The organism is Hydrogenophaga sp. FG152 (assembly GCF_057809615.1).
Genome location: NZ_JBMDKH010000004.1, coordinates 216,546 through 240,372, shown reverse-complemented (window position 1 = coordinate 240,372; position 23,827 = coordinate 216,546). Strand labels below are relative to the sequence as shown.

5 protein-coding genes are annotated in these 23,827 nt (G+C 74.0%); all 5 read right to left on the bottom strand.

Features of this window, described 5'->3' with window-relative positions; genetic code table 11:
- Positions 1–7: 7 nt before the first annotated feature.
- The 5 genes from ACODTB_RS07230 to ACODTB_RS07210 are packed head-to-tail and all read right to left on the bottom strand — an operon-like array spanning position 8 to position 23,823.
- A complete protein-coding gene (locus tag ACODTB_RS07230; RefSeq protein WP_291116776.1) occupies positions 8–7,723 on the bottom strand; it encodes a type I polyketide synthase in 7,716 nt (2,571 codons plus the stop codon).
- On the bottom strand, positions 7,720–12,102 hold the full coding sequence (locus ACODTB_RS07225) for a type I polyketide synthase (RefSeq protein WP_291116740.1): 4,383 nt from the start codon (positions 12,100–12,102) through the stop codon (positions 7,720–7,722). Before ACODTB_RS07225 ends, ACODTB_RS07230 begins: the two co-directional genes overlap by 4 nt.
- Entirely contained in the window at positions 12,099–18,530 is a 6,432-nt protein-coding gene (locus ACODTB_RS07220) for an SDR family NAD(P)-dependent oxidoreductase (protein WP_488929192.1), read from the bottom strand. The genes ACODTB_RS07225 and ACODTB_RS07220 overlap by 4 nt, the downstream gene beginning before the upstream one ends.
- The gene (locus ACODTB_RS07215; protein ID WP_291116733.1) at positions 18,530–23,047 is read right to left on the bottom strand and encodes a type I polyketide synthase; all 4,518 of its coding nucleotides are present in this window, start codon (positions 23,045–23,047) and stop codon (positions 18,530–18,532) included. The genes ACODTB_RS07220 and ACODTB_RS07215 overlap by 1 nt, the downstream gene beginning before the upstream one ends.
- Positions 23,044–23,823, bottom strand: a complete 780-nt coding sequence (locus tag ACODTB_RS07210; RefSeq protein ID WP_291116731.1) for a thioesterase II family protein — start codon at positions 23,821–23,823, stop codon at positions 23,044–23,046. Before ACODTB_RS07210 ends, ACODTB_RS07215 begins: the two co-directional genes overlap by 4 nt.
- Positions 23,824–23,827: the final 4 nt, after the last annotated feature.

Below are 23,827 nucleotides of genomic sequence, written 5' to 3'. Positions count from 1 at the left end.
GTCGTCTTCATCCCTTGCGTTGCGCGCGTTGCGCGAGCAAGCGGTCCACTTCTTCGTCGGAAAGGTCTTCGATCGCGTCCACCATGCTGGCCGGCTCCTCGACCGCGACCGCCACCACCTCGGGCGGCGGTTGGATCACATCGTTGAGCAGGTAGTCGGTGAGCGTGTCGATGGTCGGGTAGTCGAACAGCAGGGTGGCCGAGAGCGTCTGCCCCAGCGCCGAGCCCAGCGTGTTGCGCAGTTCCACCGCGAGCAGCGAGTCCAGGCCGAGCTCGCCCAGCGGCGTGCGCGGATCGACCGCGCGCGCCGGGTCCACGCCCAGCGCCTTGAGCGCGCGCTCGCGCACGAAGGCCGCCACCAGCGGGCGACGGCGCCCGGGCGGTGCGTCCTGCAGCTGCTGGCGCAGGCCGGCGGTGGGTGCGGCCGCACCGGCCTTGGTGGAGGCCACCACGACGGCGCCCTGCTCGGCCAGGTCGGCCAGGAAGGCCGGCGGCGTGGACAGGCCCATCGCCTGCAGGTAGCGCGGCCATTCGATCGGCAGCACGGCGGCCTGGGCCTCGCCCTGGGCCAGCAGGCGCTCGAAGGCCAGCAGGCCCTGCGGCGGCGTGAGCGCGCCGATGCCCTGCGCGGCCAGGCGCTGCGCGAGCTGGCGATCCGCCGCCGCGCCCACTTCCGTCCAGGCGCCCCAGTTGATGCTCAGGCCCGGCAGGCCCCGGCCCTGGCGCTCGTGGGCCAGCAGGTCGAGGAAGGCGTTGGCGGCGGAATGGTTGGCCTGCCCGCGCGAGCCGAGCACGGCGGCGACGGAGGAGAACAGCACGAAGAAGTCCAGCGCGTCGCAGCGGGTGAGCTGGTCCAGCAGCCAGCCGCCGCGCACCTTGGGCGCGAAGACGTGCTCGAAGCGCGCCGCGTCCTGCTGCAGCAGGCCCGCGTCGTCCAGCACGCCGGCGCTGTGCACCACGCCACGCAGCGGCGGGCCGTCGGTGCGGATGCGCGCGAGCAGCGCGGTCATCGCGTCCGCGTCGCTCGCGTCCACCGCCTCGGCCACCACGGTGGTGCCCAGCGCGCGGATCTCATCCAGCACAGGCGCCACCTCGGGCGTGACGCCCCGGCGGCTGATCAGCACCACGCGGCCCGCGCCCTGCTCGGCGAGCCGGCGCGCCACCACCGGGCCCAGCCCGGCCAGGCCGCCGGTGATGAGGTAGGTGCCGTCGCGGCGCACCGCAGCGGGCGCGGCCGCGCCGTGGCGCACCACGACCTTGCCGGTGTGTCTGGCCTGGGCCATGAAACGGAAGGCGCGCTCGGCCTCGTCCAGCGCGAACACGTGGCGCGGCAGCGGGGCCAGCCGACCCTCGCGCAGCTCGGCCACCAGGCGCGCCAGCATGCCGCCGATGAGCGCCGGGTCGCGCTCGCCGGTCTCGCCCCAATCGACGATGTGGTAACGCAGGCCCCGGTCCAGCGCCTGCACCCACTCCGGCGTCTTGATGCCGCGCTTGCCGATCTCGACGAAGCAGCCGCCGTCGGCCAGGGCCCGGAAGCCCGCGTCGATCAGCTCGCCCGAGAGCGCGTTGAGCACGGTGTCCACGCCCCGGCCTTGCGTGAGCGCGAGCACCTCGTCGGCGAAGTCGGCGCTGCGCGAATCCATCACGTGCGGCACGCCCATGGCGCGCAGCAGCTCGCGTTTCGCTTCGGAGCCGGCGGTGGCGAACACCTCGGCACCGGCGCGCTGCGCCAGCCGCACCGCCGCCATGCCGACACCGCCGGCCGCCGCGTGGATCAGCACACGGTCGCCGGCCTTCATGCCAGCCAGGTGGCCCAGGCAGAACTCGGCGGTGACGAAAGGAATCGGGAAGGACGCGCCCTCTTCCGCGCTCAGGCCGGCTGGCCGGGGCTGCACGAAGGCGGCGCGCGCGATGACGTGCGAGGCAAAGCTGCCGCCGGCCACGGCCAGCACGGCATCGCCCACGCGCAGGTGTGTCACGCCGGGGCCCACGGCGCTCACGCGGCCGGCGCACTCGCCGCCCAGCGGGCCGGGGTCGCCGGGGTACATGCCCAGGACGTTGAGCACGTCCTTGAAATTCAGGCCGGTGGCCTCCACCGCGATCTCGACCTCGCCGGCACCGGGCGCGCGGCGCTCCAGCGGCTGCAGGCCGAGTTCGTCGAGCGCGCCCCGGACCGCAGGTGCGAGGCGGTAGGCCGCCGGGCGGCTGGTGGAGATGGTGGCGTTGGCGCGGCGCAGGTGCGCCAGCTGCGCGGCGCGGCGTTCGCCCGCGCGCCAGGCGACCTGCGTCGGCGCCGAGGGGCCGGCCACCGGTGCGTCAAGTTCGGCCAGCAAGGCATCGACCTCCGCGCCCTCTTCCAGGTCCACACAGGCACAACGCAGTTCGGGGTGTTCCAGCGCCACGGCCTTGGCCAGGCCCCACACCGGCGCCTGCGCCGGGTTGAGCGCGCGGTCGCCCTCGTCGGTGCGCTGGGCACCGCGCGTGGCGAACCACAAGGGGGGCGGCGCGCCCAGACCGATGAGCGCCTGCGCCAGCAGGGTGCCGCTCATGGCACCCACGGTCTGCGCGGCGCTCAGCTGGCTGGACGAGAGGCTTTCCCAGGGCTCGGCATCGAGCGACCAGGCATGCACCACGCCGTGCACCGCCTGGCCCGCGGCCTGCAGCTCGCTGAACACGCGCCGGTGGTCGGCGGCGGAGGCCGGGTTGATGGTGAGGGTGCCGTCGGCGCCCGACATGAAGCGTTCGCCCGCGCGCACCAGCACGCACTGATCGCCGCGAGCGCGCAGTCGATCGGCAAGGTTTGCGGCCACGCCGCCTTCGTCGGCCCACAGCAGCCAGCGGCGCGCGGCCGGGCCGGTGGCGCGCGCCAGCAGCAGCGACTGCAGGGCCAGCGTGCCCTGGTGGCCGCCGCCTTCCGGCAGGGCCGTGCGTTCTTCGAAGCCCCGGTCGGCCAGCAACGAGAGCCAGGCCTCGCGCGGCAGGGTGGCGTAGTCGGGCCGCAGGTCGGTGTCGTCGAAGGCCCACCAGCCTTCGGTGAGGCCCACGGTGAGGTCGAACCAGCGCTGCGGTGCCGTCACCTCCAGCATGGCCAGCAGGCCCCCCGGCACGAGCAGGCCGCGCACGCGGTCGAGCGTGCGGCGCAGGTCGGCGGTGGCGTGGATCACGTTGGCGGCGATGACCACATCGAAGCGCTGCGGATCGAAGCCCTGCGACTTCGGGTCCTGTTCGAGGTCGAGCACCGCGAAGCGCATGAAGCCGTGCGCGGCGAAACGTTCCCTGGCGCGCGCCACGAACAGCGGGCCGATGTCGGTGAAGGTGTATTCCACGCCCTGCGTGGGCAGGCGCGGCGCCAAGCGCGCTGTTGTGCCGCCGGTGCCGCCGCCGATTTCCAGGATGCGCAGCGGCCGGTCGCTGCCGGCCGCCTGGTGGGCCACGGCGGCCAGCATGACCTCGGTCATGAGGCCGTTGAAGACCTGGGCGGTGGGCGCGTCGCGGTACATGCGCTCGGCGGTGTCCAGCGAGCCACCGGGGAACAGCAGTTGCATGGGCTCGCGCTCGCCGCGCAGGGCCTCGGCCATCTCGGCTGCCACGCGACCGGTCATCTCCAGCTCGGCGGTGGCGTCCGGGTAGGCGGCCTTCAGGCGCGCCAGTTCGGCTTCGGGCTGCGCCTCGTGCAGGGCACGGCGCACCACCCAGCCGGACGCATCGCGGGCCAGCAGGCCCACCTCGCCCAGGATGGCCAGCAGGCGGCCGAACAGGCGGTGGTGGCGCGCCTGCACGCCCAGGCGCGCGGCCAGGGCGGCTTCGGTGGCGTGTTCGCCCACGGCGGGCGCCCAGCCCAGGCGCGAGAGCGTGCGCACCACGTACTCGGCGCACAAGGCTTCGAGCTGGGGAATGAAGGCATCGTAGGCGTCCAGGCGCGCCGATTGGCGCAGCGCGGGCAAGGCCTGCATGGCCTGCGCGCTCAGCACCGCCAGCGGAGCCTGCGGCGCGGCGTCCTGCGGCGGCGCCGGCGCGGCGCGCCACACGGTCTCGTACAGGCAGTCGTCGAGCCAGCGCTCGCCCAGGCGCGCCAGCGCGTCGCGCGAGACGCGCTTGAGCTGCACGTCGGCCAGCTCGGCCAGCGGCGTGCCGTCGGCCTGCCAGACCGTGACGGTGGCGCGGCTCGATTCGGCGCTGCTCGCGAGCACGTTCACATGGCTCCAGCAACGCGCGCCGGGCGTGCCATGCAAGGCGAAGCGGCCGATGCCGATGGGCAGGTACAGGCCTTCCTCGCCGTCGGTGGGCAGCGCGGCGGCCAGCACCTGCAGGCAGCCGTCGAGCAGCACGGGGTGCATGCCGTAGGCGCCGGCGTCCTTGGCCAGCGCATCGGCCAGGGCGACTTCGCCCACGGCCTGCGACGGGCCACGCCACAGGGTTTGAATGGAGCGGAAGCCGGGGCCGAAGTCCAGGCCACGGCGCGCGAAGCCTTCGTAGAAACCGGCGATGTCCACCGGTTCCGCGCAGGCGGCTTTCAGCGCCGCCAGGGAACCGGTTGACGCCGCGGCGGCGCCCGCGCGCAAGGTGCCCGACACATGCGCCACCCAGGGTTCGGCGTCGGTGGCGTCTTCATCCAGGCTGCTGAGCGTGACCGCCACCGCGCCGCCCTGCCGCGCCGCGCCGCAGACCACCTGCAGCGTGCGCGCCGCGCCGTCTTCGGCCAGCAGCATGGCTTCCTGCACGGTGATGTCTTCGACCGCCACCGGACCCTGGCCGAACAGCTGGCGCGCGGCGGCCAGCAAGGTGTCCAGGTAGGCGGTGGCCGGCACGACCACGTGGCCTTGCACCCTGTGTTCGCGCAGGTAGCCGGGCTCGTCCGCGCTCAGGCGGGATTCAAAAACCGTTTCAGTGCCCGCGCCACGCAACCGCGTGCCGAGCAGGGGATGGCCCGTGCCCCGGCCGCGCACCGCGGGCACCGGCGCGGGGGGCTTGGCCTGGAACCAGCAGCGCTCGCGCTGGAAGGGGTAGGACGGCAGGTCCACCGTGCGGCCCGCGCCGCCGGCGCGCCAGTTCAAGTCAGCACCGGCCAGGTACAGCGCGCCGACGGCGTCGAGCATCTGCTCGCCGTCGTGGCGCCCCTTGCGCAGGGACGCGACCAGCGTGGGGCCGGCATCGCCCCAGGCCCGGCTGGCCATGGTCAGCAAGGTGGGGTGCGGGCCGATCTCGATGCAGACATCGGGCCGCAGCGCGGCCAGCGCCTGCAGGCCGTCGCCGAAGCGCACCGCCTCGCGCACGTGCTGGCGCCAGTAGCTGGCGCGGGTGAACTCCTCGCTGGCCAGCGCGCCGCTGAGGTTGGACACCAGGCGCAATTGCGGGCGCGAGAGGCGCAGCTGCGCCGCTTCGCGCTCGAAGGCGTCGAGCATGGGCTCGACCAGGGGCGAGTGGAAGGCGTGGGAGACGGTCAGGGCCTGGGTGCGCACGCCCTGCCCCGCCAGTTCGCGGCAGACCGCGTCCACGTCGGCCTGCACGCCGGAGATGACGACCTGGTCCACGCCGTTGACGGCACCCAGCGACACGCTGTCGCGGTAGGGCTCGATGGCTTTCCTTGCCTGTTCTTCGGTGGTGAAGATCGCCGCCATGCCGCCGCCGGCGGGCAGCGCCTGCATCAGGCGGCCGCGCACCGCGATCAGGCGCAGCGCGTCCTCCAGGCTGAACACGCCGGCCACGCAGGCCGCCACGAGTTCGCCCACCGAATGGCCGATCACGGCCTGCGGCGCGACGCCCCAGGCACGCCACCATTCGGTGAGCGCGTATTCGACCGCGAACAGCGCGGGCTGGGTGTAGGCGGTCTCGTTGAGCGGCGAGGTCTCGCCCTCGGCCGGGAACAGCACGGACAGCAGGGGCCGTTCGAGCTGTGGCGCGAGCAAGGCGGCGCAGCGGTCCAGCGCGGCGCGGAACACCGGCTCGCTGTCGTACAGGCCTCGGGCCATGCCGGCGTACTGCGCTCCCTGGCCGGTGAACAGGAAGGCGACGCGCGGCGGATCGCGCCGCGCCACGCGCGCGGTTTTCACCCCCTCGGTTTCGGCGCCGCGCGCCAGCGCGTCGAGGCGCTCGCAGAGTTCGGCCACGCTGTGGGCCAGCACCGTGGCGCGCTGCGCGAAGTGCGAGCGGCCAACGTTGGCGGTGAAGCAGATGTCGGCAAGCTCGGCGTCGTCGCGGCCACGCAGGGCCTGGGCGTAGCTCGCGGCCAGGGCGGCGAGCGCGGCCTCGTCGCGCGCCGAGAGGGCCATGAGGTGCGCGGCGCGCGCCGGCCGGGCCGGCAGCGCGGGTGCCTCGGGCGCCTCTTCGAGCACCACGTGCGCGTTGGTGCCGCTGAAGCCGAACGAGCTCACGCCGGCGATGCGGCGCCCGCCGATGGGCTGCCAGGGCGTGTGTTCGGTGGGCACGCGCAGCGCGTGGTCGGCCCAGGGGATGTGCGGGCTGGGCGTCTTGAAATGCAGGTGGGCCGGTATCTCGCGGTGCCGCAACGAGAGCACCAGCTTGATGAGGCCGGTGATGCCGGCGGCCGCTTCCAGGTGGCCGATGTTGGTCTTGACCGAGGCCAGCCACAGCGGCTGCTCGCGGTCCTTGCCGAACACCGCGCCCAGGGCCTGCACCTCCAGCGGGTCGCCAAGCTGGGTGCCGGTGCCGTGCGCCTCGACCAGGCCGACTTCGTGGGGCGCCACGCCCGCGCGGGCCAGCGCCTCGCGGATCACGGCTTCCTGCGCCGGGCCGTTGGGCGCGGTCAGGCCGCTGCTGGGGCCGTCCTGGTTGACCGCGCTGCCACGAATGACGGCCAGCACGCGGTCGCCGTCGGCCTGGGCGTCGCTCAGGCGCTTGAGCACCACCATGCCGCAGCCCTCGCCGCGCGCGAAGCCGTCGGCCGACGCGTCGAAGGTCTTGCAGCGGCCGTCGGGCGCGAGCATGCGCGAGTGCGAGAGCGCGATGTACAGGTCGGGCGAGAGGATGAGGTTGACGCCGCCGGCCAGCGCCATGCGGCATTCGCCGCTGCGCAGGGCCTGGCAGGCCAGGTGCACGGCCACGAGCGACGAGGAGCAGGCGGTGTCCAGCGTCAGGCTGGGGCCCTGCAGGCCCAGCAGGTACGAGAGGCGGCCGGAGACGATGCTGTGCGCCATGCCGGAGGTGAAGTGCGCGTCGAGCAGCGAGCGGTCGCCGCTCATGAGCTGCATGTAGGCGTAGTCGCTGGCGGTCACGCCCACGTAGACGCCGGTGCGCGAGCCTTCGAGCCGGTCGGGCGCCTGGCCGGCGTTCTCCAGCGCTTCCCAGCTCACCTCCAGCAGCAGGCGCTGCTGCGGGTCCATGCCTTGCGCTTCGCGCGGGGCGATGCCGAAGAAGCCGGCGTCGAACTGGTCCACCGGGCCGAGAAAGCCGCCCTGGCGCGTGGCGATGCGGCCCGGGACTTCGGGGTCGGCGTCGTAGAGCGCGTCCATGTCCCAGCGGTCGGCGGGCGTGGGGCCGATGGCGTCCACGCCGTCGCGCATGAGGCGCCAGAAGCTGTCGGCGTCGTTCCCGCCGCCGGGCACGCGGCAGCCCAGGCCGATCACCGCGATCGGCTCGCGCGCGGCGCGCTCCATGGCCGCCAGGCGCGACTGCGCATCCTCCAGGGCCAGGAAGGCGCGCTTGAGGGGCGACAGGGCCGCAGGCTCCTGCGGCGCAGCAGCGGGGTTCGGACGCTCGTCGTTCATGGTTTTCCCAGGCGGTCGAGGAGCAAGGCCTCGATGTCCGCATCGCTCATGGCCGCGACCGCGGCCTCGCCCAGCACCGCCGGGGCGGGTGCAACTTCCATGCCCTTCGGGGCCGCCGGCGCCGGGGCCTCGGGCGGCGCCAGACGGCCCAGCAGGTGGCTGGCCAGGGCGTCGATCGTCGGGTGGTCGAACATCAGGGTGGCGGGCAAGGGCTTGTCCAGGCCCAGGCTGGCGCCCAGCTGGTTGCGCAGCTGCACCGCCATCAGAGAGTCGAAACCCAGGTCCATCAGGCGATCATGCCGCCCTGGTGTGTCGTTTTTGTCCAGGCGCAGCACACGCACGACCCGATCGCGCACGAATTCACGCAAAAGCTCCAGACGTTCGCCCGGCAGGGCCGCTTCCAGCTGTTCGCGCAGGGCGCCAGCCCGGGTCTGGGCCGGGGTGGCGCTCGGCGCCATCGCCTCGGGCAGCTCGCCGGCCTGCGCCGCCGCGGCGCCCGACGACGCATCGCCGGGCGCGCGCGCCACGATGACGTGCTGGCCCAGCAGCTCGGCGCTGGAGCCGGCCTGGGGCCAGGCGCCCGCGGCGTCGAAGCCGGCGTCGCGCAGCGCCTGCAGCCAGGTGGCGGGCGGCAGCAGCGGGTTGTCGGTGCGCAGGTCGTCGGCGAAATGCTGCCAGCCTTCGATCAGGCCGGTGGTCATGTCGAACCACGCCATGTGCACGGTGGATTCCACCAGCAGCAGCACACCGCCCGGGGCCAGCAGATCGTGCAGGCGCGAGAGGGTCAGGCGCAGGTCCTTGCTGGCGTGCACCGCGTTGGCCGAAACGATGACATCGAAACTCTGCGGCGCGACACCCTGTTCGAACGGATCGCGGTCCATGTCGAGCACGCCGTAGCTCACGAAGGGATGGCCCGCGAAGCGCTCGCGCGCCCGGTCCATGAAGAAGTCGGACACGTCGGTGAAGCGGTACGCCGTGCGGTCGGCCGGCAAGGCGGGCAGCAGCGAGGCGGTGGTGCCGCCGGTGCCGGCGCCGACCTCGAGCACGCGCAGCTGGCGCCCGGGCGCGACCGAGGCGCCCAGCGCCTCGAAACCCGAGGCCGCGAGCGCGTTGATGTAGCGCATGGTGGCCGAGCGCTCGTACAGGCCTTCGGCCAGCTCGAAGCCGCCACCGGGGAACAGGGTTTCCAGCGGGCTCTCGCCGCCGCGCAGCACCGGGCTCACGAGCTCGCCGCAATGGCGCACGTAGGCCAGCAGGGGCTGGTTGTCGGCGAACAGCGCCTCGGCCTCGCGCCAGAGCGCGGCCAGGTCGGGCTCGGCCAGCGGCGCGGGCGCCACGAAGCTGTCGCCCTCCTGCACCAGATCGCCCTGGGCGACCAGCCGGTCCAGCCAGCGCTGCACCAGGTGGCCGTAGGTCTCGGCGATGCCGGCGCGCTGCAGCACCTGGGCCAGGGTGTGGCGCTCGCCTGCCGCCTTGAACAGCCCGCCGTCGCGCAGGGTGCGCACGGCGTGGGCCGAGGTGATGCGCTCCAGGCAGGCCCACTTGGCGGGGTAGGAGGCGGCGTTCAGGTCGAGCGGGCCGCGTTCGGCCTGTCGCTGGAGCGCGCGGGTGAGCGCGTCCCAGCGGCGGGCGGCGCCGTCGGCCGGGGCGGCCGGCTGGCCCACCACGTCCATCCAGTGGCGGCGCTCTCGGAAGGGGTAGGTGGGCAGGGCCACGCGCTGGCGGGCCTGGCCGGCGTCGAGCGCGGCCCAGTTCACGTCCGCGCCCGCCAGGTACAGGCGCTGCAGGCCTTCGAGCAGGTCGGTCCAGTCGGCGCGCTCGCGGTGCAGGGAGGGCAGCCATTCGACCGGCGCGCCGGCGGCGCATTCGGCCCCCATGCCCAGCAGCACGGGGTGCGGGCCGATCTCGATGAAGTGCGTGATGCCCTGGGCCAGCAGCACCTGCAGGGACTGCTCGAAGCGCACGGGCTGGCGCATGTGGTCCAGCCAGTAGCCCGGGCGCCCGATCTCTTCCACGCCCGCGAACTGGCCCGTGAGGTTGGACACCAGCGCGATCTGCGGCGCCGAGAAGCGCACGCCTTCGAGCGCGCGGCCGAACTCGGGCAGCACCGGCTCGATCCAGCGCGAATGCGCCGCGTGCGGCACGCGCAGCGCCTTGGCGCGCACACCGGCGCGCTCCAGGTGGGCCAGCAGCGCGTCCACCTCGGTGCGCAGGCCGCTGACGACGAAGTGCTCGGGACCGTTGTAGGCGGCGATGGTCAGCGCGCCGCCGGCGCGGGCCAGCTCGGCCATCACCACCGCCTCGGGCGCGAAGACCGCGGCCATGCCGCCGTCGGCGGGCAGCGCGTGCGTGAGGCGGCCGCGCTCGGTGACCAGGCGCAGCGCGTCGTCGAGCGGGAGCATGCCGGCCACGCAGGCGGCGGCGTACTCGCCCAGGCTGTGGCCCATCACGGCCACCGGCTCGATGCCCCAGGAGCGCCAGAGCGCGGCCAGCGCGTACTCGATGGCGAAGGTGGTGGGCTGCGCATACAGGGTGTCGTTGATCGGCGAGGCCTCGCCGGGCGCGGCGAAGATCACCTCCAGCAGGCCGCGCGGCAGCAGGGGCGCGAGGCGCGCGGCGCAGTCGTCCAGCGCCTGGCGGAACACCGGCGCGCTGTCGTACAGGGCCCGGCCCATGCCGGCGTACTGGGCGCCCTGCCCGGTGAACAGGAAGGCCACCTGCGGGCGCTGCGCGCCCTGCACCTGGCTGGCCTCGGCCTGGGCCAGGCCCTGGCGGATGCCTTCGAGGTCGGCGCCGACCACGGCCACGCGGTGGCTGAAGTGGGCCCGGCCGGCGTTGGCGGTGAAGCAGAGGTCGGCCAGCGGCGCGGTGGCCTTGGCCAGCGCGGCCTCGTGGCGGCGCACCAGTTCCTGCAGCGTGGCGCCGTCGCGCGCGGAGAGCGCCAGCAGGTGCAGCGGGCGGTCCTTGCCAGCCGGGGCGGGTGTCTTCTGCGGGGCTTCTTCGAGGATGACGTGGGCGTTGGTGCCGCTGAAGCCGAACGAGCTCACGCCCGCGAGGCGCCGGCCCTCGATCGGCGCCCAGGGCGTGACCTGCGTGGGCACGGTCAGCGCCAGGCGGTCCCACGCGATGTGCGGGCTGCCGGTGCGAAAGTGCAGGTGCGGCGGGATCTCACGCCGCTGCATCGCCAGCACCACCTTGATCACGCCGGCCATGCCGGCGGCCGCTTCCAGGTGGCCGATGTTGGTCTTGACCGAGCCGATGGGCAGCGGCTGCGCCGCGCTGCGGCCCTCGCCCAGCACCGCGCCGAGCGCACCGACCTCGATCGGGTCGCCCAGTGGCGTGCCCGTGCCGTGCGCTTCCACATAACCGATCGCGCTCGCCGGCACCCGGGCCGAGGCCAGCGCCGCGCGCAGCACGGCCTCCTGGGCCGGGCCGTTGGGCGCGGTCAGGCCGCCGCTGCGGCCGTCCTGGTTGAGCGCGCTGCCACGCACCACGGCCAGCACGCGGTCGCCCTGCGCCAGCGCGTCCGAGAGGCGGCGCAGCACCAGCACCGCGCAGCCTTCGCCGCGCACGTAGCCGTCGGCCTCGGCGTCGAAGGTCTTGCAGCGGCCGTCGGCGGCCATCATGCGGGCGCGCGAGAAGTTGATGTTCATCTCGGGCGTGAGGATCAGGTTCACCGCCCCGGCCAACGCCCGGTCGCACTCGCCCGCGCGCAGGGCCTGGCAGGCCTGGTGCAGCGCCACCAGCGAGGAGGAACAGGCGGTGTCCACCACCACCGCCGGCCCCTGCAGGCCGAGAAAGTAGGACAGCCGGCCGGCCACCACGCTGTAGGCGTTGCCGGTGCTGAAGTAGGCGTCGATCAGCTCGGGGTGGGCGAACAGCGCGCGGCCGTAGTCGTTGTTGCTCACGCCCAGGTAGACGCCGGTGCGCGAGCCCGCGAGTTCGGGGCCGGCGTGGCCGGCGTCTTCCAGCGCTTCCCAGCTCACCTGCAGCATGAGGCGCTGCTGCGGGTCCATGCTGGCGGCCTCGCGCGGCGAGATGCCGAAGAACTCGGCGTCGAAGCGGTCCACCTGATCGATGAAGCCGCCGAAGCGCGTGGTCATCTTGCCCGGCGCGTCCGGGTCTTCGGCGTAGAGCTCGTCGAGCGACCAGCGGTCCGCCGGGATGCCCTGGATCGCGTCGGTGCCCGACCACAGCAGCTCGGCGAAGCTCTCGGCGTCGTGCACACCGCCAGGCAGGCGCATGCCCATGCCGACGATGGCGATGGGTTCGTGCAGCGCCGCCTGCGCGCGCGCGAGCTGGGCCTTGAGATCGCGGATCTCGAGCAGCGCACGCTTGACGGGGGTGAGCGCTTCGGCGCCCGGCGGGGTGTCTGTCATGTGTGCTCCGAGGACCCGCTTTCGAGTTCCTTCAACAAGAGGGCTTCGGCTTCCTCATCGCTGAGGTCGGCCAGTTCGTCGAGCACGGGCGGCGCGGCGGCGGGCGCGGCGAACGATGGCGCAGGCGCCGCCTCGACCTCCAGGCCCAGCGTGCGCAGCAGGCTGGTGGCCAGGGCGTCGAGCGTGGGGTAATCGAACAGCAGCGTGGCCGGCAGCGGGTGCGCGAAGGCTTTGGCCAAGGCGTTGCGCAGCTCCACGGCCATCAGGGAATCGAGGCCGACTTCCTTGAGTGCGATGCGGGGCTGCAGCGGCTGCGCCGATTCCAGGCCCAGCACCTGCAAGGTGCGCTCGCTCAGGTAGGCGATGAGGGCCGCGCGGCGCTGGCCGCCGGGCATGGCCTGCAGCCGCTCCAGCACCGCTGGCCCGGCGGGCGGGGCAGCGGGCGCCGGGGTGGGCGTGGCGGTGGCCAGCGCCTGGAAGAAGCCCGCGTCGGCCCCGGCCGGCAGCTGCGCCAGGAAGCGCGTCCAGTCGATCGGCAGCACCAGCGCATGGACGGTGCCCTCCTGCAGCAGCTGCGCCAGCGCGGCGAAGCCGGTGGCGGGGGTGATCTGGCCCAGGCCGCGCGCGGCCCACGTGCCGTGGCCGCCGCTGGCCGACTGCGCGGCCATGCCGACCTCGGCCCAGGCGCCCCAGGCCACGCTCAGGGCGGGCAGGCCCTGGCGATGGCGCGCGTGGGCCAGGGCATCGAGTTCGGCGTTCGCGGCCGGGTAGGCCCCCTGCCCGGCCGCGCCCAGCCAGAGGCCGGCGGCGGAATAGAGCACGAAGAGATTGAGCGGCAGGTGGCGCGTGAGATCGTGCAGCACCCAGGCGCCATGGGCCTTGCCGCGCAGCACGGCCTGGCAGCGCGGCCAGGTCTGGCGCAGCAGCACGGCGTCGTCCAAGGCGCCGGCGGCGTGCACCACGCCGCGCAGCGGCGGCATGGTGCGCGAAAGGCGATCGAGCACCGACGCCATGCGCTCGCGGTCGGCGGCGTCGGCCTCGAAGGTGTTCACGGTGGCGCCCGATGCGCGCAGTTCGGCGATCACCGCCTGCGCGTGGTCGCCAGGAGCCGAACGGCCGCTGAGCGCCAGGTGGCGCGCGCCCGAGGCGACCAGCCAGCGCGCCGTTTCCAGCCCCAGGCCACCCAGGCCGCCGGTGATCCAGTAGGTGGCGTCGGCGGCGATCGCCGCCGGCTGCGGCACGCGCAGCACGATCTTGCCCACGTGCCGGGCCTGCGCCATGAAGCGGAAGGCGTCCTGCGCGCCCTCCAGCGGGTAGACCCGCACCGGCAGGGGCGCGAGACTGCCATCGGCGAAGGCCGCGAGCAGGTCGTCGAACATGGGCCGCAGCAGGCCGTGGTCGGCCTGGGCTTCGGAGCCCAGGTCGTAGGCGTGGTAGCGCACGTCGGGCCGCAGCGCGGCGGCGGACTCGGCGGTGAGGATGTCGCGCTTGCCCAGTTCCAGGAAGGTGCCGCCCTGGCCCAGCACACCCAGCGTGGCGGGAATGAAATCGCCGGCCAGGGAGTTGAGCACCACGTGCACGCCCTGCCCGTTCGTGGCGGCGCGCAGCTCGTCGGCGAAGGCGAGCGAACGCGAATCCATCACTTGCGCCACGCCCATCTGGCGCAGCAGCTCGCGTTTGTCGGGCGAGCCCGCCGTGGCGAACACCTGGGCACCCGCGCGCAGCGCTAGCTGCACGGCGGCCAGGCCCACGCCACCGGCGGCGGCATGGATCAGCACGCGCTGGCCCGGCTGCAGTTGGGCAAGGCGGTGCAGGCCGTGGTGGGCGGTGAGAAACGCCACCGGCAGGGCCGCGGCGTTTTCAACGGCCATGCCGGCCGGCAGCTTGGCGAGAAAGGCCGCCGGCACGGTCACCTCCGTGCCCAGGCTGCCGGGCGCAAAACCGAACACGGTGTCGCCCACCGCGAGTCCCTCGACGCCCACGCCGATGTCGGTGACCTCCCCGGCGCACTCGGCGCCCAGCGGCACGCCGGGCGCGCTGTACATGCCCAGGGTGAGCAGCACGTCGCGGAAATTGATGCCGGCCGCGCGCACGCGCAGGCGCACTTCGCCGGCCTGCAGGCGGTGGGGCGTGGAGGCCTGCAGCCGCGCGCCGTCGAGCGTGCCGGCCTGGGCCACCACCCAATGCCGGGGCTCGCTGCGGCGCGCGCCCTCGCCCCGGCGGTGGCGCACCAGCCGGGCCGCCCAGCGCTGCGCGCCACGCAGGGCGATGCGCTGCGGGGACGCGGGCGGTTGCCGCAATTCGGTCAACAGGTTCAGGGCCGCATTCGCGGTGTCCGTGGGGTCCAGGTCGATCGCATGGACCTGCAGTTCCGGGTGCTCGACCGCCACCACGCCCGCCAGGCCCCAGAGGCCGGCCGCGCGCGGCCGCAGGGCATCGGCGGCTTCCTGGCCGCTGACCGCCTGCGCGCCCCGGCTCACCAGCCACAGCGGCGCGGGCGCGGCGCCCAGGCCCTGCACCAGCGCGAGCGCGCTGCCCACGGTGAGCCAGTCGTCGTCGTGCCCGGCGGGCCCGTCGAGCGGTGCCGTGTCCAGGGTCCAGAGATGCACCACGCCGCGCCAGGGGCCGGCGGTGTCCAGGGCCTCGCCCGGCCGCACGCGCACGCACTGCGCGCCGGCCTGCGCCAGGCGGTCCGCGAGTTCGTCGGCCACGCCGCAGCGGTCGGCCAGCAGCAGCCAGCGGCCTTGCAGGTCGGCCGTGGCGGTGAGCAGCGGCTGGGGCTGCCAGGCCAGGTCGTACAGCCAACCGTCGCTGGCATCGGCGGCCGCGAAGGCGCTGGCGTCGGCCGGGGCGAAACGCATGCCGTCCAGGCGGGCGACCACGGTGCCGTCGGGTTCGCAGAGGGTCACGCGCGCGGTGAGCGAGCTGCCGGTCTCGACCACGCTGGCCGCCACCTGGAGGCGCCGCGATCGCGCCGGGCGCAACAGCAGCTCGTCCACCCCCAGCGGCAGGTAGAGGCTGGGCGGCAGGCCGCCACCGGCGTGGCCCGCGGCCACGGAACAGAGCTGCAGCGCGCCATCGAGCAACACCGGGTGCAGGGCATGGCCCGTGGCCAGGGCATCGTCGGGCAGTTCCACCCAGCCGCTGGCCGCGCCAGGGCCGCACGCCACGTCCCGCAGCACGCGGAAATGGGGGCCGAAGGCCACGCCGAGTTCGGCGAAGCGCTGGTGGACCGCCGAGGCGTCCACGGCCTGGCCGGTGGCCACGGCATCGGCCTCCTCGGCGCCGGTCGCGGCCACCGCGCGGGCGCTCGCCACCGGCAGCCACCCATCGCCATCGAGCGCCTGGTGCAATTCGAGGTCCACGGCGCCGCCCTCGTCCAGCGTGGCCGAGACCTGCCAGCGCGTGGCAGGCTCGCCCGCCTCGGCGATGACCAGCGGGCGCGAGAGCGTGAAGCCAGTGAGCCGCACGGCGTCGGCCCGCAGCAGATCGCGCGCGGCCGCGCCCAGCACGTCCATCATGGCGGCGGCCGGCATCAGCAGGCGGCCGAAGATGCGGTGGTCGTTCAGCCAGGCCTGCGCGGCGGACGCCTCGCCCTCGTGGATGCGCATCTTCTGACTCGCCATGGGCAGGCGCCGGCCGAGCAAGGGGTGAACGGCCGCGCCCTGTGGCGTTGAAACGCCCGGGGTCGACACAGGGCGCGGGCGGATCCAGTGGCGCCTGCGCTGCCAGGGGTAGGCTGGCAGCGACACCACCTGCCCGCCTTCGGGCTGGAGCGCGTCCCAGGCCGGCATGAAGCCAGCGGCATACAGGCCGGCGCAGGCCTGCAGCAGGGTTTCGCGCTCGGGCTTGCCTCGGCGCAGCGAGGTCAGCAAACGGGGCTCCACCTCCGCACCGGCCAGGCATTCGGCGATCGAGGCGCCGAGCACCGGGTGGGGGCCGATTTCGAGGAACACGTCGAAGCCGTCGTCTGCCATGGCCTGGATGGCCGGGGCGAAGCGAACGGTCTGGCGCACGTTGCGCCCGAAGTAGCCCACGTCGAGCGGTTGCGGGTCGAGCAAGGCGCCCGTGACGGTGGAGTAGACCGGCACGCCCGGCGCCGCGCAGCGCAGGCCCGCGAGTTCGTCGGTGAGCCGCTGCTGGAACGGCGCCATCTGCGCGCTGTGGAAGGCGTACTGCACCGGCAGCATGCGGTGGGCCACGCCGCGCGCGGTGAGCTGGTCGAGCGCCTCGTCCAGGGCCTTCGCGTCGCCCGAGAGCACCACGCTGCGCGGCCCGTTGAGCGCGGCCACGGAGAGTTGGCCGTTCCACGGCCTCACGAATTCGTCGGCGGCTTCGGCGCTCAGGCCGACCGAGGCCATGCGCCCCAGGCCGGTGGCCTGCTGCATGGTGCGGCCCCGATGCCAGACCACGCGGATCGCGTCGGGCAACGGGAGCACACCCGCCACGTGCAGCGCGGCCACCTCGCCGATGCTGTGGCCCACCAGTCCATCGGGCTGGATGCCCCAGGATTTCCAGAGCGCCACCAGGGCTACCTGCAAGGCGAACAGCGCAGGCTGCGCGACCTCGGTTTCGCCGAGCCGCGAGTGCGCTTCGTCTGCGGCCAGGGCGTCCAGCAGCGACCAGCCCGAGAGCGGGCGCAGCAGCGCGTCGCACTCGGTCATCACCGCGCGGAACACGGGCTCGCTGGCCAGCAGTTCGCGGCCCATGGCGTGCCACTGCGGCCCCTGCCCACTGAACACGAAGGCCACGCGCGGCAGCGCGGTGGACGAGCGCTGGCCGCTGGCCAGCGCCGGCGCGTCTTCGCCGAGCGCGAACTGGTTCAGGCGCGTGACGATGTCTTGAGCCGACTGGCCGACCACGGCCAGCCGCACATCGTGGTGCGTGCGGCGTTCGGCGGCGGTGAACACGGCATCGGGCAAGGCCACGGTGCCCCGGGCGAGGAACTCCGCCCAGCGCTGCGCCAGTGCGCGCAGCGCCTCGGGGCTTCGGGCCGACAGCGGCAGCAGGTGCCAGGCGCCCTCGCCCTGGGAGGACGGCTCGGCCGGCAGCGCCGGGGCCTCTTCCACGATCACGTGGGCGTTGGTGCCGCCCACGCCGAAGGAACTCACGGCGGCGCAGCGCGCCTGTGCGCCACGCGGCCAGGGCGTGAGCGCGGTGGCCACGGCCAGGCGCGTGCCGGCCAGCGAGATGTGGTGGCTCAGCCGGGTGAAATTGGGTTGCGGCGGGATCGCCTCGTGCTGCAGCGCCAGCACGGTCTTGATCAGGCCGACCACACCGGCGCCCGCTTCGAGGTGGCCGATGTTGGCCTTGGCCGCGCCGATGTAGCAGGTGCCGGCACCGGGCGCGGGCTGGCCCACGGTGGCGGCCAGGGCCTCCACCTCGATCGGGTCGCCCAGCGCGGTGCCGGTGCCATGGGCCTCGACGAAACCGATGCGGTGGGGTTCGAGCTGCGCGTTGTCCAGCGCCTCGCGCACCATGGCCTGCTGGGCCAGGCCGTTGGGGGCGGCCAGCAGCGTGGAGTGGCCGTCGGAGTTCACGGCCGAGCCGCGCAGCACGCCGAGCACGCGGTCGCCATCGGCCACCGCGTCGGCCAGGCGCTTGAGCACCACCACGCCACAGCCTTCGCCGCGGCCGAAGCCGTCGGCGGATTCGTCGAAGGTCTTGCAGCGGCCGTCGGGCGCCATGAAGCCGACCTTGGACAGCGAGACCATCAGCTCGGGCGAGATCATCAGCGACACGCCACCAGCCACCGCGAGGTCGCTTTCGCCGCTGCGCAGGCTCTGGCAGGCCAGGTGGATCGCCACCAGCGAGGACGAGCAGGCGGTGTCGATCGACAGGCTGGGGCCGCGCAGGTCCAGCAGGTAGGACAGCCGGTTGGCGACCACGCTGTGCAGCGTGCCGGTGAGCGTGCGCGCGTCGACGGCGGCCAGGTCGTTGTGCTGCATCTGCGCGTAGTCGCTGTGGTAGCTCGCGATGTACACGCCGGTGCGGCTGCCTTTGAGGTGCGCCTCGGACAGGCCGGCGTCGTCCAGCGCCTCGATGGCGACTTCGAGCAGCAGGCGCTGCTGGGGGTCCATGCGCTCGGCCTCGCGCGGCAGCACGCCGAAGTACGCGGCGTCGAAGCCGTCGATGCGGTCGAGGAAGCCACCCCATTTGGTGAGCGACTTCGCGGGCGCGGCCGCATCGGGGCTGTACCAGGCGTCACCGTCCCAGCGGTCGGCCGGCACTTCGCGGATCGCCTCGCGGCCATCGCGCAGCAGGCTCCACAGATCGGCCGGCGATTCCACGCCGCCGGGCGTGCGGCAGCCCATGCCAACCACGGCGATGGGGTCGGCGCGCAGCACCGGCTCGGCCGATTCGCGCAGTTGCCGCGCCATCAGCGCGAGCTTGAGGGCGGACAGGCCTTTGAGCGCGTCGGATGCCATCAGCCTCCTCCCCGGCGGCGGCTGCCGCGCAGCGCCAGCAAGGCGTCTTCATCGGACAGGGCGGCCACGACGGGCGCGGCCGGCGGTGGGAAGGCATCCTGGGCCGGTGGCGCCACCGGCGCGGCGGCATCGGCGCCCGCCAGATGGGCGGCCAGCGCTTCCACCGTGGGGTAGTTCCAGGCCAGGGTTGCCGAGAGCGAGCGGCCGGTGGCGGCTTCGAGCCGGTTGCGCAGCTCCATGGCCATGAGGGAGTTCAGGCCCATCGCGCCCAGGGCCTTGCGCGGGTCCAGGCGAGCGGGCGCGATGCGCAGCACGGCGCCCACGGCCTCCTTCACCAGGCCCTCCAGCAGGCGGCGCCGTTCGGCCGGCGCTGCCGTGGCGAGTTGTTCACCCAGGCCCGCGGTGGTCACCGGCGCCGCCGGCAACGCGGCCAGCAGGTCGCGGCAGAGCGGCGCGGTTCGGCCGGCCCGCGCCTTGGCGAAGGCCGCCCAGTCCAGGGGCACCACGATCAGGTGCGCCTCGCGGCGCTGACACAGCCAGGGGAACAGCGCGGCGCCTTGCGCGGGTTCGAACGCCCGGATGCCCTGGCGCTCCATCTGCGCGACGTTCTGGGCACCGGCGGCGTCGTGCACGAGGCCGGTGCCGGCCCACACGCCCCAGCCGATGCTGAGCGCGGGCACGCCGCGCGCGCGCCGGTCCTGCGCCAGCGCGTCCAGCCCGGCGTTGGCGGCCGCGTAGTTGGCCTGGCCCGCCTGCGCGAACACGGCGCCGGTCGAGGAAAAGGTGACGAACAGGTCGAGGTCGGGCAGCAGCTGGTCCAGCCAGCGAGCGCCCTGCAGCTTGGGCCGCAGCACCGCGTCGAAGGCGGCCTCGTCCATCTGGCTGGCCAGGCGGTTGTCGAAGGTGCCGGCGGCGTGCACCACGCCCCGGATCGCCGGCCAGGCCTCGGCGGCGTAGCGCGCGAGGAAGGCTTGCATCTGATCCCTGTCGGCCACGTCCACCGCGGCGACGTGCACCGAGGCGCCCAGGGCTTCGAGCGCGCGCACGGCGGCCACGCGCCGGCCTTCGGCACTGGCGGGGTCGAGCGCGCCCCAGGCCGCGCGCTCGGGCAAGGGGGTGCGGCCCAGCAGCACCAGCCGGCGCGCCCCGCCTTCCACCATGGCCCGTGCCACGTGGCCGGCCACGCCGCCCAGGCCACCGGTGATGAGGTAAGCCGCGTCGGCGCGCCAGGCAAAGGGCTGCACCAGGCGGTCGCGCTCGGCGCGCGTCAGGCGCAGGACATGGCGGTAGGGGCCGCGCCAGGCGACCTGGTCTTCGCCATCGGCGCACAGCAGGTGGTCCGCCAACGCGCCTGCGCCGCGCGCGGCGTCGAAGTCGGCGCCGAGGTCGATCAGACCGCCCCAGTGCTCGGGGTGCTCTTCGGCGAGCACGCGGGCGCTGCCCCAGAGCGCGCCTTGCAGCAGTTGCACGCGCTCGCCCGGCACCACCGCCTGGGCGGCCTGGGTGATGAACCAGAGGCGGGCGTCGGCGCCCGCGCTCCGCAGAGCGCGCAGCGCCTGCAATGGGAGAAACGGCGCCGTGACGTCCTCTTTCGCCCAGAGCACCACATGGTCGCAAGGCTCGGCAAGTGCGGCGTCCAGCCCGGCCAGCGGCACGCCGCGCGCCTGCATGCCCGAGGCGCGCAGCGCGGCCACCAGGGCCTCGTCGGCCGCACCGACCACCAGCCAGCGCGAAGCGCGCGGCGCGCTGTCGTGGGAAGGGTCGCTGGCGATCCATTGGAGCTGGTACAGCCAGTCCAGCGAAGCGGCGTCCGGCTTGCGGGTCGGGCCCAGCGCGCCGCTGGTGTTGAAGCTCGGCACCTCGGCCGCGTCGGCCCAGTGCCGTTCGCGCTGCCAGGGATAGGAAGGCAGGTCCACCCAGCGGCCCGGCGCCGGCTGGCTCGCGCGCCAGTCCACGGGAACGCCGTGCATCCACAGGGCGCCCAGTGCCGCGCGGGCACCCAGGCAGGCCGGCTCGTCGCGGTGGCCGCAGGCCACGGTGGCGATGTCGCGCGCGGCGATCTGCGCGGTCTGCTGCAGGGATGGCAGCAGGACCGGGTGTGGACCGAGTTCGACGAACACGGTGATGCCCTCGGCCAGCATCTGCTCCACGGCGTGCGAGAACAGCACCGGGCGGCGCAGGTTGTCCGCCCAGTAGGCGGCGGGCATTTCATGGCCCTCGACGCGGCGCGCGCGCACGGTGGAATACAGAGGGCAGCGGGCGGCCGAGGGCGCCAGGCCGTCGAGCTGCTGGGCCAGTTCCTGCGCGAGCGGCTCCATCTGCGGGCTGTGCGAGGCCACATCCACCTTCACCAAGCGGCAGAAGATCTGCTCGCGCTCGAGTTCGGCCATCACGGCCTGCACCGCCTCGGGCTCGCCCGAGATGACACTGGATCGCGGGCTGTTGCTCACCGCCACCGACAGCCGGTCTTCCCGGCCTCGCAGGCGCTGGCGCGCATCCTCCATCGACAGCTCCACCAGGGCCATGGCGCCCAGGCCGCTGACGCGCCGCATGAGCCGGCTGCGCGCGCACACGATCTGCATGGCCTGCCCGATGTCGAGCACGCCGGCGATGCAGGCCGCGCCCACCTCGCCCATGCTGTGACCCACCACGGCGTCGGGCTCCACGCCCCAGGAGCGCAGCAGCGCCGCGTAGGCGATCGCGAGGGACACCAGCATCGGCTGCACCACGTCGATGCGGTCGAGCTGGGCGTCGGCGCTGCCGGGTTCGGCCTGCAACAGGGCCAGGATGGACACGTCCAGGAAGGGTCGCGCGGCGGCATCGCACTGCGAAAGGATGTCGCGGAACACGGGCTCGTGAGCCATCAGCTGCCGCGCCATGCCACTCCACTGCGCGCCCTGCCCGGGCACGACGAAGGCGACGCGCGGACGCTCACCGGGGCGCGCCTGGACGCCCTCGCCTTCGCCCGAAGCGAAGCGCTGCAAGGCCTCGCGCAGCGAAGCCGCGTCCTGCGCAGCGAAAGCCGCCCGGACATCCAGCGCCGAGCGCCGCAGCGCGGCCGCCTGGCAGAGTTCCTGCAGCGCCAGGGCGTCCGCGTCCGCGAGCCGATCGGCGTACCGGGAAGCGAGCGCGCGCAAGGCCTCCGGGCTCCTGGCGGACAGTGGAAGCACCACCGCCGGGCCCGGGGCGGCGGGCGAAGCCTTCGCCTCGACCGCCGGCGCCTCCTGCAACACGACATGGGCGTTGGTGCCCGCGATGCCGAACGAGTTGACGCCTGCCACGCGCGGGGTGCCCGACGCCGACCAGGCCGCGAGCGAGGTCGGCACGCGAAACGGCAGCTCGCCCCAGGGCACGCCGGGATTGGGATTCACGAAATGCAGGCTGGCCGGCACTGCACCGTGGTGCAGCGCAAGCGCGGTCTTGATCAGCCCGGCCACGCCGGCCGCGCCCTCGGTGTGGCCGATGTTGGTCTTGACCGACCCGATGTGGCAGGTGCGGCCCGCCTCGCGGGCATCGCCCAGCACGGCGCCCAAGGCGGTGATCTCCACCGGGTCGCCGGCGCGCGTGCCGGTGCCATGCGCTTCCACGTACGACACCTGCGAGGCGGCCACGCCGGCGTCGCGGTAGGCGGCGCGCAGCATCTCCTCGTGGCCGATGCGGCTGGGCCGGCCCATCACGCCGCTGCTGCGGCCATCGTTGTTCACCGCGCTGCCACGAATCACCGCGTAGATGCGGTCGCCGTCGCGCACCGCATCGGCCAGCCGTTTCAGCACCACCAGCCCGGCGCCTTCGCTGCGCACGTAGCCATCGCCCGAGGCGTCGCCGAACTTGCAGTGGCCGTCGGCGGCCATCATGCGACTCTGCGAGTAGCCGATGGTGATGTGCGGCTGCAGGATCATGTTCACGCCGCCGGCCAGGGCCAGGCGCGTCTCACCGCTGCGCAGGCTGCGCACGGCCAGGTGCACCGCCGCCAGCGACGACGAGCAGGCCGAATCGATCGTCAGGCTCGGCCCGCGAAAGCCGAACACGTAGGAGATGCGCCCCGACGAGGCGTAGCGCCCGCTGCCCAGCGTGGAAGGGAAGTCGATTGCCTCGGGTTGGGCGAACAGCCGGGACTCGAAATCACTGACCCACTGGCCGATGTAGACCGCGGTCTCGCTGCCTTCGAGCTGCGGCACATCCTGGCCGGCGTCTTCCAGCGCCTCCCAGGCCGTCTCCAGCAGCACGCGCTGCTGGGGATCGATCACCTGTGCCTCGCGCGGCGAAATGCCGAAGAAATCGGCATCGAACAGGTCCATGCGATCGAGGAAGCCACCGCGCCGCGACATCATGCGGCCCGGGGTCGCGGGGCGCGCGTCGAAAAACCGCTGGAGGTCGATGCGGTCGGCCGGCACCTCGCCAATCGCATCCTGCCCTTGGCTCAAGAGCCGCCAGAAACTGGCGGGGTCGATCACGCCCCCCGGGAAGCGGCACCCGATGCCCACGATGGCGACGGGTTCCTTCGAGGGGTGGTTCATGCCGAGGTCTCACGCGGCCGGGCCTCGGCCAGCAGCGGCGCCAGCGTGGCCGACAGGTCGGCCAGCAGCGGGTCTTTCTGCGCCTGGAGGTAGAAGTGATCCCCCGGGAACACCCGCACGCGGAACGCGCCCTGGGTTTCGCCGCGCCAGCCGTCCAGGTGGGCGCGCGGCGTCAGCGGATCGTCCGAGCCGCCGAACACCGTGACCGGGCAGGCCAGCGGCGCGCGGGAGGCCGGCGGCAGGTGGGTCTCCAGGGCGTGGATGTCGGCCCGCAGCGCGGGCAACAGCAACGCCAGCAGCTCCTCGTGCTCGGCCACCTCGGGCGGAATGCCACCGTAGCGGCGGTTGATCTCCGTCACGAAATCGGCGTCCGACAGGACGTGCAGCAGGGGATCGGGGTTGGGCCAGTGCGGCGGACGCCGGCCCGAGACGAACAGGTGGCGCGGCGTCGGCGCGCCGCTCGCGTGCAGCGCACGCGCCACTTCACTCGAGAGCACCGCGCCCATGCTGTGGCCAAAAAAGGCGAACGGCAGATCGAGATGGGGTTGCAGCGCGGCCACCACGGCGCTGACGAGCTCGGGAAGGTGCGTCATCGCGGGCTCGTTCAGGCGGTTGGCGCGGCCGGGCAGCTGGATCGCGCACAGTTCCAGATCGGCGGGCAGCGCAAGCGACCAGGGCCGGTACACGGCCGCACCCACCCCGGCATGGGGAAAGCAGAACAGGCGGGCCCGCGCCTGCGGCCTGGGTGTGAAGCGTTGCAACCACAGGCTGTTCATCGCG

Coding starts and splice junctions, on each gene's coding strand:
- ACODTB_RS07230 (WP_291116776.1), bottom strand. CDS start 7,723: ATGAACGACGAGCGTCCGAACCCCGCTGCTGCGCCGCAGGAGCCTGCG.
- ACODTB_RS07225 (WP_291116740.1), bottom strand. CDS start 12,102: ATGACAGACACCCCGCCGGGCGCCGAAGCGCTCACCCCCGTCAAGCGT.
- ACODTB_RS07220 (WP_488929192.1), bottom strand. CDS start 18,530: ATGGCATCCGACGCGCTCAAAGGCCTGTCCGCCCTCAAGCTCGCGCTG.
- ACODTB_RS07215 (WP_291116733.1), bottom strand. CDS start 23,047: ATGAACCACCCCTCGAAGGAACCCGTCGCCATCGTGGGCATCGGGTGC.
- ACODTB_RS07210 (WP_291116731.1), bottom strand. CDS start 23,823: ATGAACAGCCTGTGGTTGCAACGCTTCACACCCAGGCCGCAGGCGCGG.